Genomic DNA, 11,620 nt, shown 5'->3' on the forward strand with positions numbered 1-11,620 from the left:
TTTGTATGCAGAAAAATAAATTCGTAGCGCAAAGCATTGCCTTTGTTAAGAATGAATTGACTGATGCCGAAGCAGGTCACGATTATTTTCATATAGAGCGTGTTTATAAAATTGCTTTAAAGATTGCTCAAAACGAGGGGGCCAATCAAGAAGTGGTTGCCTTAGCCGCTTTGCTGCACGATATTGCCGATTACAAGTTTCATGAAGGCGACGAGAGCTTAGGTGTAAAAAAAGCTAGTGAGTTTTTAGCCAGTATAAATACTCCCCAGCATACTCACGAAGCCGTAATAAGTATTTTGGAGCAAATTGGCTTTAAGGGGGGGCACCAACAAGTTACCCAACCTAGTTTAGAATTACAAGCAGTTCAAGATGCAGATTTTTTAGACGCAATGGGCGCAATTGGTATTGCGCGTACTTTTAACTATGGCGGATTTAAAAATAATCTTATTTACGATCCTAGTATCTCCCCCAATTTATCTATGAGTAAGGAAATGTATAAAAAAGGCGGAGGAACAACCATTAATCATTTTTACGAAAAATTACTGCGTCTAAAGGATAAAATCCAAACCCCTACCGGTAAAAAAATGGCACAAAAAAGACACGAGTTTATGCAGCAGTATCTTAGCCAATTCTTTCTTGAGTGGGAAGGAAAGGTGTAAGGATATATTGCTCTTAAAACAAAAAACCTTGACGTTCATCGCCAAGGTTTTTTTTATGCGTTTATGTATTAATTTGATTAAGAGTTAGGAAATGATGGCTTTCGCTTGTTTAAGAAAGCTTGTGTACCTTCTTTAAAATCATTTGTACCAAAACTCTTTCCAAAATTCTCAATCTCCTTTTTATAACCGTTCTCTTTTTTATCATCAAAAGCATTCACCGCCTCGATGGCGTAGGAAATGGCTACCAGAGAATTTTTGGTTATTTTTTGAGCTAAATCATTGGCAAACACAAGTAATTCGTCTTGCGGCACTACATGGTTTACCAAACCATATTGTAAAGCTTGATTTGCATTAATCATCCCTGCAGTCATAATCATTTCAAGTGCTCTTCCTCGCCCTACCAACTGGGTAAGCCTTTGGGTGCCACCATAACCTGGTATTACCCCTAAAGAAGTTTCGGGTAGGCCCATTTTTGCATTATCTGATGCGATCCTAAAATGGGCGGCCATGGCCAATTCTAGTCCTCCACCTAGTGCAAAACCATTGATAGCCGCTATAACCGGCTTTTTAAGTAAAGCGATTTTATCAAAAACCTCTTGATGACCCTTTTGCGCTAATTCAGTACCTTTTTCTACACTAAAATCAGCAAATTCTGCAATATCGGCTCCCGCTACAAAAGCTTTTTCTCCGCTTCCTGTAAGAATAATAACTTTTACCTCATCATCAGATTCCAAGATCTTAATGGCATCATTAATTTCTTTTAAGGTTTCACGGTTTAAAGCATTTAACTTTTTGGGTCTATTTATAGTTAATTGAGCAACACCTTGCTCTTTATCGCACGTGATATTTTCGTAATTCATAGTTATTATAATTTTGGAAATTTTACATAAAAGGTAGTTCCTTTATTTAATTCTGTCTTAAAAGTGATACTTCCATTATAGGCTTCGACTATATTTTTAATAATGCCCAAACCAAGTCCCATACCACTGCTTTTTGTTGTAAATTTAGGTTCAAATATACAATTTTTATATTCTTCAGGAATGCCACTTCCTTTATCGCTAACTGTAATCAAAACGTTTTGATTTTCGGTGTAAACCGCCACTTTAACAGGTTCGGGTGAAGTGCCATCACTGGCTTGTAAGGCATTTTTAACCAAATTGGTAACCACTCTTATAAGTTGAGATCTGTCGAATATAGCTTTGATTTCACCTTGCTCGGTAGAAAATTCAATATTATGCTCTTTAAAAATATCTAATGCCAGACTAACTATTTCGGGTACATTTAACTGCTCGCTCTGTTGAGCTGGCATCTTAGCAAAATTAGAGAATGCCGAAGCAATTGAACTCATAGTATCTATTTGCTGGATTAAAGTTTGGCTATATTCTTTTAGCTTCTGCTTTATATTAGGATCTTTTGGGTTAAAATTACGCTCAAAACTCTGTACCGTTAATCGCATGGGAGTCAGCGGATTTTTAATCTCGTGTGCCACTTGTTTGGCCATCTCACGCCAGGCCTGTTCGCGCTCACTTTTAGCCAATTTTATAGCACTTTCTTCTAACTCATCTATCATAGAGTTATAAGCGGTAATAAGTAGTTTTACCTCATCTGATGCTTTATTAACGCTTATCTTTGTATTTTCTTTGTCTAATCGAGTGGCATGAATTTTTTCACTTACCGTTTTTAATGAGCTTGTAATGTATTTAGACAAAAAATAAGAAAGTAAAATGGCCGCTAAAATAAGTACTAAATAGACTTGAGCTAAAAGCCTTAAGAAATCTTGCAGTTGCATTTCTATAAAACCATCGTCTTTTATATGGGGGAGATTTAGAATCCCCAAAGGCTTAAAGTATTTATCGGTAATGTAGGTAAACGATGACTGCAGTTTCTCCCCATCTTCTGTATAAAAATTTACAAATCGCTTAGAAGGTGAATTTCTTATCTTGCTTAATATTTCTTTAGGAATACGGGTGCTGCTTGAATCTTTAAAAAAGGTAGGTTTAGAAGACTTCACCAACTGCCCAGAAAGATTATAAATATTGATTTCTGTATTGTGGATGTTGCGTAATTCATATATTTTTTTCCTAAAGATGAGTTCCATATTCTCTGGCACTACTGGGTAAGTAGTGGTTTGAATCTCATAATTAATACTTGCCCGTATCGAAGCTTCCTTTTGTTTGAGTTTGTCTCTTTGGTAGGCTTCGGCCTCTTTTTTGTATTGATACACGGTAACCCCTGCGATAAGTACCGAAGCTCCTAGAACAAGAAATATCATGCTTAAAAAAATACGAGTACGTAAAGAACGGGTTATCCATTTCATAATTTATTCTTTTGTTCGTATGCGCTTATAAAGTTTTATTCCAAGCATTAATAAAATGGCTAAAACGAAAATGCCCACCACACCGTATATCCAATTTACGGCACTCTTTAGAATTACCAAAAAGACAACAGCAAATAGAATTAAGGTAGAGCCCTCATTAAAAATTCGCATTTGATTAGAGCTAAGTTTAAATACGTCTCGTTGCTGAAGCTTAAAAAAGTGATGGCATTTCCCGTGGTATACAAACAACAATAAAACAAAACCTAATTTTACGTGCATCCAAGATTGCGATAACCAAGCTGGATTTAGAACAAGCAACCATACCGCAAACAAAGTAGCCAAAATTGCCGATGGCCAAGTAATTATATACCAGAGCCGTTGCGTCATTATTTTAAACTGTTTGTTGAGAATTTCTTTTTCTGGTGAAGGTTTCTCTTGAGCTTCGATTTGATAGATAAACAATCTTGGGATATAAAACAGGCCGGCAAACCAGGTGATCACAAATATTAAATGTAAAGCCTTGATATAATTGTAGTATTCCATGAAAATAAATAATCAATAAAGGGCAGCAAATATCGTGCTATAAATAATCACTAAGCTTGTTTTAAATTTAGTTGTACTTCTCTTTTTAATACCCAACCCGTTACTAAGGTCGAAATCAAATCCGCCAACGGAAAAGAGATCCACACTCCCCATAGGCCATAATAATTTGGCAATACCAGCACCAAAGGTATAAAAAAGAAACCTTGCCTACTAAGAGTAAGCAAAAGTGCTGGTATAGCTTTACCTATAGCTTGGAAATAAGCAGAACCTATAAGCTGTAAAGATATTATAGGTAAAGCTGCAAATACCCAACGCATAGCCGCAGGAGTTTCTTTTAAGATTGTAGGATCTTGGGTAAAAACACTCGCGATTTGCTCTGGAAATATCATAATGATACTAAATATTCCTAATGCTAAAAGGCTAGCGCTGCCTATAGCTAGGTTTATACTCTTTCTAACACGCTGTGGTTGATTGGCACCGTAATTATATCCGGCGATTGGCAAAAACCCTTGTGTTATACCCAAAATGGGAAACAATACAAACATTAGCATCCGTGCCACAATAGCATAAACGGTAACCGATGGCGCACCGCCCAATTCAAATAATATATTGTTGAGCAATAAATAGGTGATACTAACAACCGCTTGGCGCGAAAGAGTAACAAATCCTAAAGAACCTATTTCTTTAACAATTTGTTTCTCTAAGCCAAAATGCTTCCAAGTTAACTTGAGTTCACTATTTTTTGAAGAAAAAAACCAAAGTATAAACAAGAAACTTACTATATAAGAGCCAGTAGTAGCCCAAGCTGCACCAGCCATGCCCCAATCTAAAACATAAATCAAAATATAATCGGCTAGTAGATTTCCCACCGAGGGTATTACCATGGCAATCATAGCAAATTTAGGTTTCCCTTCTGCCCGGATACTGCTGTTGCCCATCATAACTAACCCAAGAATAGGCACTCCGTATAGCACAATTTGGTAGTAGGTTTTTGCAAAATCAAATATTTCACCCTTACCTCCAAAAGCAGGTATCAAGCTATCGGTATAAATTAAGCCTAACCCGGCTAAACTAACACAGAGTAAAAGAGTAAGCCCAATTTGATTACCAAATGTTTTTAGAGCTTTCTCATAATTATTGGCTCCCAAGGCGCGTGAGATTATAGAAGCCCCACCCACACCAATGGCCATTCCTAAGGCTGCAATAAAAAACGAAACGGGCAACACCACATTTATAGCTGCAATAGCGGTTGGGCCAATCCAGTTGCCTACAAATATGGTATCTACCATTATGTTTAGAGACATAATAAGAACACCGATAGAAGCAGGAACAGATTGCTCTAATAAAAGTTTACCAATAGGTTTTTGTCCCAGCTCTTTTGCATTCTTTTTAGCCATAGCAGCACCTTAGGGTTTGTTCACCCATTGGTTAATCCAGTTGCTTAAGGTTTGCACCCAATCCTCTCTGTCGTTAAGACAAGGAATTGTAGTAAAATCTTTTCCGCCATTTTCGTGAAAGATTTCTTCTCCCTCCATAGCTATTTCTTCAAGCGTTTCTAGACAATCAGAAACAAATGCTGGAGTTACTACGGCCATATTTTTTACACCTTCTTGCCCAAATCGCTCAATTGTTCTATCGGTATAAGGTTGTAACCATGGGTCAAAACCTAATCGAGATTGAAAAGAAGTACTGTATTTATTTTCTGGTAAGTTTAAACGTTCAGCCACCAATCGGGTGCTTTCATAACACTGGTGTCTATAACAAAATTCGTGTGCTGGTGAAGGGGTAATACAGCAACTTTTATCTAATTTACAATGTGAGTTGGTTATATCGCTTTTTCTTATATGTCTTTCGGGAACACCGTGATAGCTAAATAATAAATGATCGTACTCTTTATCTTTCAAAGCTTCGTGTATACTATTAGACAGCACTTTAATATACTCTGGGTTATTATAAAAAGGAGGCAAAGTATCTATCTGCATATCCGGATAGTTCTTGGCTTGTAACTCCTTTGCCAGCACAACAATAGTCTCTGTAGTAGCCATAGCGTATTGCGGATATAAGGGCATAAGCAATACTTGTGTAACGCCCTTTTCGTGCAACTCTTTAAGTCCATCGGCTATGCTAGGACTCCCATAGCGCATGGCCAATGCTATAGGAATATCGGTATGTTCATCTATTTTATCTTGAAGCCTTTTTGACAAAACAATTAAAGGGCTGCCTTCATCCCACCATATTTTTTGATAGGCTTCAGCCGATTTTTTGGGCCGGGTGTTTAAAACTATGCCTTTAACAATTAAAGCTCTTAGCAGCCAGGGCAAATCGATTACCCTTTCATCCATTAAAAACTCATCTAAATATCGCTTAACATCTTTTGGATTTGTACTATCGGGTGAACCCAGATTTACCAGTAAAACTCCTTTCATAAACATTTTATATTTTAGTCAAAAATAATTCTTTATTACACATACGGACTCTAAACGCCATTTAAAAGAATTATAATTTATCAAGAAAACAAATTTATAGATTGAATGTATTTTTTAGGCGTGGTATTAAATTTCTTTTTAAAAGCCGCAATAAAATGGCTTGAGGTACTATACCCTACTTGAAGACCTACTTCGTTAACATTATAGTCGCCACTTTCTAGCAATTTTCGGGCATATTCCATTTTGTAATCCAGTAAAAATCCGTAAACCGTATCTCCATAAACTTCTTTAAAACCTTCTTTAAGTTTTTTTAAACTCAAATCAATTTCATCGGCTAATTCCTGTAAACTAGGTGGTTCTGCCATTTGATTGATGATAATTTCTTTAGCCTGACTTATTTTACGAACATTTTCTTCATCGGCTAAGAAAGGACATTGTTCTATATTGGTTTCGGCGGGCATATTAAAGTACAAGCTTAACAGCTCAAAAGCTTTGGCTTTTAAATATAACTTCTTTACGGATGGATGTAGGTTAAAATTTAACACCTGACTTAATACTACCGCCATAGACGGACTCACATCGTGCTCTTTATAATATTTGGTGTTGCGCTTTTCATCAGAAAGGAAATCGATATAGTTAGCTTCATCAGAAAACAACTCATGTAGTTTTTTAATTGAAACTATCAAACTCACCCACCAAGAGTTAGGTTTAATAACCAGATGCAGAGGTAAATCTTGTTTAGGGTTATACAGTAACAAATTCCTTTCTTCTTTTAAACCAATTTGGTATTTACCTTGATTAAATAAAAAATCTAGATTACCCTTAGTGCAAAAATGAAATTGAATAAAATCTTTGTTGATTTTCTTCTCAATAATGTGATTGTCTTTTTGATTATTTAAACTCTTAAGAATAAAGAGACCTTCTTCAAGCTTAAAAAGCTCATAAGACCCTGTAGCGTTATTTTTTTTTATGACATTTATCATATTTAATGTTTTTTATTTAGAATCATTCTAAAAAGCAAGCAGCAAAACAGCTCAAAACCCCTTAAAAATCCCCTAATGACAAATATCCACATAAAAAACGAGTTAAATTACCTTGAACGATACAAAAAGTACTTCTAGCGTTATTTTTAAAAAAATCTTAACTTTACATTTGCATACACATTTTAGGTTTTTTCCTTTTATGAGAAATTATCACGTTAGTAGACATCATTCTTTTTACGCCATTGGCTTAAGTTATCAAAAGGCAGATGCGGTAACCCGCGGTCATTTTAGCATAACCAATGAGCAGCGTATCAAAATATTAGAAGAAGCCAAACAAGATGGCTTAGAAGGACTATTGGTTACTTCAACCTGTAATCGTACAGAGGTTTACGGTTTTGCTGAACATCCGTTTCAACTCATCAAATTGCTGTGTAAACACACACAGGGCACCGTTGAAGAATTTGAAGAGGTGGCCTATGTCTATAAAAACCAAGAGGCCATTAGTCATTTGTTTAGAATGGGTACTGGCTTAGACAGTCAAATTGTTGGTGATTTTGAGATTATTAGTCAGTTAAAAGAAGCTTTTCGAGTTAGTAAAAAATACGGTTTAGACAATCCGTTTTTAGAACGTTTAGCCAATGCAGTTATTCAAGCGAGCAAACGTATAAAGAGCGAGACCAACTTATCATCTGGAGCCACTTCGGTATCTTTCGCTTCTGTTCACTACATTTTACAACATGTAAAGCACGTATCAGAAAAAAACATATTGCTTTTTGGTACGGGTAAAATTGGTAGAAATACTTGTGAAAATCTGGTTAAGCACACCAAAAATAAAAGCATTACTCTAATAAATCGCACCAAAGATAAAGCTGAGCGTGTTGCTGGCAAGTTTGATTTAATCGTGAAAGATCATGCCGATTTACAATCTGAAATCAGAAAAACAGATATTCTTATTGTGGCTACTGGAGCTCAAAGACCTACCATATCTAAAGAACTTATTCATGCTGAACAGGATCTTTTAATTTTGGATTTATCTATTCCTAAAAATGTATCGGATGATGTAACCGATTTAAAAAATGTGCGTTTGGTTCATTTAGATTATCTCTCACAAATGACAGACGACACCTTAGCAAAAAGAAAGGAGTTTATTCCGCAAGCAGAAGCTATTATTGATGAAGTAAAAGCCGACTTTAATGCTTGGTTAGAAAGCCGAAAATTTGCCCCAACCATTAAAGCTTTAAAGCAAAAATTAAAAACCATTAAAGACGAAGAAATTGATTTTCAAAGTAGAAAGATAAACAATTTCAATAACGAACATGCAGAACTTGTAAGCAATCGAATTATTCAGAAAATAATGAATCAATTTGCCAGTCATCTAAAAGGTGAGCAAGACACATCAGATGCTAGTTTAGATCTTATACAAAAGGTTTTTCAATTAGAGAAAATCAACTCCTAATCAATAACTATGAAAGAGTGTATTCGCATTGGCACCAGAGATAGTTCTTTGGCGCTTTGGCAAGCCAATTTAGTTAAAAGTAAATTGGAGAATTTAGGGTATAAAACCGAATTAAAACCCGTTAAATCTACTGGCGATTTAAATTTAGATCAACCGCTTTACGAGATGGGGATCACAGGTGTTTTTACCAAGACCCTAGATATTGCGATGATAAAAGATGAGATTGATATAGCGGTACACTCCATGAAAGATGTACCTACCGCTTTACCGCAAAGCATCATTCAAACCGCCGTTTTACCAAGAGCAAATGCCCAAGATATATTGGTACACAAAGGTTTAGATTTTGATTCTAAAAAAGGGGTAATCGCTACGGGTAGTCTTAGAAGAAAAGCCCAATGGTTGCACCAATACCCGTACCACCAAATTGTTAATTTACGTGGCAATGTAAATACTCGCCTAGAAAAATTAGCTAATAATGATTGGCATGGTGCTATTTTTGCCGCAGCAGGTTTAGAGCGTATCGATTTAAAGCCTGATGAGTTTGTTAATCTCGACTGGATGATTCCAGCTCCAGCACAAGGAGCTATGCTTGTAGTGGCTCGTGAAGATAAAGATTTTGCTATCGAAGCTACCCAGCAATTAAACGATAAAAAAACTGCTACCTGTGTGCATATTGAAAGAGATTTTTTACGCACCCTAGAAGGAGGTTGTACTGCCCCTATAGGAGCTTATGCTAAATTTAAAAACGAGCATGAAATCGAATTTGTCGGTGCTTTGTTTAGTCTAGACGGAAAGAAAAAGCTAGAGGAAAGGGCAATTATCAAATCTCACGAAGTTAGCTTTGCCGGAAAGTACTTAGCAACCGAAATACTCAAAAAGGGAGGCGAAAAATTGATGCGAAAAATAAAACAGGAGCTTAATAAGTAATTTGCCATGGCTAATTACCACGTTTTAAGTACCAAATTGCTTTTACCTCAGCAATATCTTACGTTTAAGACAAATAAAATTCTTTTAACGCATTATTCTAGTATTAAAATCGTACCCAATCAAGCTGCAAAGCTTCCTGCGAACATCGAGCATGCTATAATTACCAGCCAGAACTCATTCAAATCAATAAAAGATAAAACCAAAATTAAAAAAGCCTACGTGGTAGGTGAAAAAACAGCAGCGCTGTTAAAGCAGGCAGGAGTTTCGGTTATATGTTGGAAACATTACGCTGTAGACCTTTTAGAGGAAATTATAGCAAAACACCAAGATACACACTTTTATTTTCCTTGCAGCAGCATAAGGCGTGACACCCTACCAGAAGGGCTGAAACAGAACAACATTAAATTTACCGAAGTTACAGCCTACCATACAAGTTTAAATCCTAAATCTTTTGAAACAGATTTTGACGCAATTTTATTTTTTAGTCCGAGTGGTGTCAATAGCTACCTTCAAAAAAATCAGCTAAAATCAGATGTTTTGGCTTTTTGCATTGGAACCACCACGGCCCAGGCACTCAAAACACACACTCAAAATATCATTATAGCCGAAAAACCTACGGTCGAAGAACTCATCGCAACGGTCATAAAATATTTTAAGCATAAGATTACAAAAAACAATAAGCAATCACCATATTAAAGCTGGGTTAAAATCACTTAAAACCCTTATAATATGTATCTTTGCTTCAACATTTTAAACCCTTAAAATTTCCTTTACGGAAGTATTTACTATGATAAAAAACGATTTATTTTTACGTGCACTAAAAGGAGAAACGGTAGAGCGCCCGCCGGTATGGATGATGCGCCAGGCAGGAAGATACCTACCCGACTTTATGAAGCTTAAAGAAAAGTATGATTTCTTTACCCGTTGTAGAACTCCTGAACTCGCTACAGAAATAACCGTAATGCCCATACATCAAGTGGGTACAGATGCTGCCATTTTGTTTAGTGACATCTTAGTTATACCACAAGCTATGAATATTGAGGTAGAAATGAAACCTGGTGTTGGCCCTTGGTTACCCAACCCTATTCGCAGTGCTAAAGATGTAGAACAAGTGATTGTACCCAACGTAGAGGAAGAATTAGATTACGTTTTTGACGCCATTAAAATGACCAAATTAGCATTAAACCAAGAAGTTCCTTTAATTGGATTTGCTGGTTCGCCTTGGACCATTTTATGTTATGCTGTTCAAGGGCAGGGTTCTAAGAATTTTGACAAAGCAAAACAATTTTGTTTTACACAACCTTTGGCTGCCCATGCACTATTGCAAAAAATAACCGACACAACTATAGCTTATTTAAAACAAAAAGTAAAGGTTGGGGTAGATGCAGTTCAAATTTTTGATTCTTGGGGAGGTATGCTATCACCCGTAGATTACAATGAGTTTTCTTGGCAATATATCCAGCAAATTATCGATGCTTTAAAAGATATAACTCCGGTAATTGCTTTTGGTAAAGGCTGTTGGTATGCTTTAGATCAAATGAGCAAATCTGGAGCCTCAGCTTTAGGCGTAGACTGGACCTGCTCTGCTCAAAATGCAAGAGCTTTTACAAATGGAAGTATTACGCTTCAAGGTAATTTTGACCCGTCGCGTCTATTTTCACCACCAGCAGAAATTAAGAAGATGGTTCATCAAATGATTAATGATTTCGGAAAAGACAAATACATTGTTAACCTAGGACACGGCATTTTGCCGAACATACCAGTTGAAAATGCTCAAGCATTTGTCGATGCCGTAAAAGAATACAAAGCCTAAGCATGGCCTTACCGGGTAAACTTATAAAACTAAAACCAAGTCAAATTTTGCAACTTGTAAAGGTTTTTTTAATGCACCCATTTTATATTATTCCTACCTACCGGGCTACACAATTGGCTATTCATTTGGCACAAGCCCGGTTTGGTAACGAACACCATTTAAACACCCCTGCCAATGCGTTTAGACACGCTTTATGGAGTTTTTTAATTGCTCAAAAAGTTTATAAAAAAAATAAAAATGTGTCAAAAGCTGTAAATTGGGCTAAAACCATAACCGATTTACACGAACAAATAGCCCCCAATAAACCACTTGAAAAGGCCATGGATTTACATAACAATAGCATTGGTCTTCGTTTATTTGAAGCCAATTATACCACAAACACTACTGATCAGCTATTAAAATTATTAAACAGAGAAACAGACCAAGCCGTAAAAATAACCAAAGCTGCTGATATTGAAATTAACAAAAATCGGCTTGTCTTTTTAGAAAATTAAAT

12 protein-coding genes are annotated in these 11,620 nt (G+C 36.2%); 6 read left to right on the forward strand and 6 right to left on the reverse strand.

Going from position 1 to position 11,620, the window contains the following annotated elements:
• Window positions 1-5: 5 nt before the first annotated feature.
• Complete coding sequence (locus ACFSQ0_RS08375; RefSeq protein WP_379046850.1) at window positions 6-659, forward strand: HD domain-containing protein; 654 nt, start codon at window positions 6-8, stop codon at window positions 657-659.
• 77 nt (window positions 660-736) lie between these two features.
• Here ACFSQ0_RS08375 and ACFSQ0_RS08380 read toward each other — a convergent pair whose 3' ends face one another.
• From ACFSQ0_RS08380 to ACFSQ0_RS08405, 6 genes are all read right to left on the reverse strand, one after another.
• On the reverse strand, window positions 737-1,519 hold the full coding sequence (locus ACFSQ0_RS08380) for an enoyl-CoA hydratase/isomerase family protein (protein WP_379046853.1): 783 nt from the start codon (window positions 1,517-1,519) through the stop codon (window positions 737-739).
• A gap of 5 nt (window positions 1,520-1,524) precedes the next feature.
• Window positions 1,525-2,976, reverse strand: coding sequence for a sensor histidine kinase (locus tag ACFSQ0_RS08385; RefSeq protein WP_379046856.1), 1,452 nt, complete (start codon window positions 2,974-2,976; stop codon window positions 1,525-1,527).
• 3 nt (window positions 2,977-2,979) lie between these two features.
• Window positions 2,980-3,519, reverse strand: a complete 540-nt coding sequence (locus tag ACFSQ0_RS08390; protein ID WP_379046859.1) for a CopD family protein — start codon at window positions 3,517-3,519, stop codon at window positions 2,980-2,982.
• A 50-nt stretch (window positions 3,520-3,569) separates the two neighbouring features.
• Window positions 3,570-4,916, reverse strand: a complete 1,347-nt coding sequence (locus tag ACFSQ0_RS08395; protein WP_379046862.1) for an MATE family efflux transporter — start codon at window positions 4,914-4,916, stop codon at window positions 3,570-3,572.
• Window positions 4,917-4,925: 9 nt separating this feature from the next.
• A complete protein-coding gene (hemH, locus tag ACFSQ0_RS08400; protein WP_379046865.1) occupies window positions 4,926-5,945 on the reverse strand; it encodes a ferrochelatase in 1,020 nt (339 codons plus the stop codon).
• 80 nt (window positions 5,946-6,025) lie between these two features.
• Window positions 6,026-6,928, reverse strand: a complete 903-nt coding sequence (locus ACFSQ0_RS08405) for a helix-turn-helix domain-containing protein (protein WP_379046868.1) — start codon at window positions 6,926-6,928, stop codon at window positions 6,026-6,028.
• 199 nt (window positions 6,929-7,127) lie between these two features.
• Between ACFSQ0_RS08405 and hemA the strand changes: the two genes are divergently transcribed.
• The 5 genes from hemA (at window position 7,128) to ACFSQ0_RS08430 (ending at window position 11,618) form a co-directional block, all read left to right on the forward strand.
• On the forward strand, window positions 7,128-8,384 hold the full coding sequence (hemA, locus tag ACFSQ0_RS08410) for a glutamyl-tRNA reductase (protein ID WP_379046871.1): 1,257 nt from the start codon (window positions 7,128-7,130) through the stop codon (window positions 8,382-8,384).
• Between the two features lie 9 nt (window positions 8,385-8,393).
• Complete coding sequence (gene hemC, locus ACFSQ0_RS08415; protein ID WP_379046874.1) at window positions 8,394-9,311, forward strand: hydroxymethylbilane synthase; 918 nt, start codon at window positions 8,394-8,396, stop codon at window positions 9,309-9,311.
• Between the two features lie 6 nt (window positions 9,312-9,317).
• Complete coding sequence (locus ACFSQ0_RS08420; RefSeq protein WP_379046877.1) at window positions 9,318-10,007, forward strand: uroporphyrinogen-III synthase; 690 nt, start codon at window positions 9,318-9,320, stop codon at window positions 10,005-10,007.
• A gap of 91 nt (window positions 10,008-10,098) precedes the next feature.
• Window positions 10,099-11,124 carry a uroporphyrinogen decarboxylase gene (gene hemE, locus ACFSQ0_RS08425; protein ID WP_379046880.1) on the forward strand — a complete coding sequence of 342 codons (1,026 nt, stop codon included), beginning with the start codon at window positions 10,099-10,101 and terminating at the stop codon, window positions 11,122-11,124.
• A 71-nt stretch (window positions 11,125-11,195) separates the two neighbouring features.
• Window positions 11,196-11,618, forward strand: coding sequence for a DUF6973 domain-containing protein (locus ACFSQ0_RS08430; protein WP_379046883.1), 423 nt, complete (start codon window positions 11,196-11,198; stop codon window positions 11,616-11,618).
• Window positions 11,619-11,620: the final 2 nt, after the last annotated feature.

This window comes from Mesonia sediminis, from assembly GCF_042684705.1.
Lineage (GTDB): Bacteria > Bacteroidota > Bacteroidia > Flavobacteriales > Flavobacteriaceae > Mesonia > Mesonia sediminis.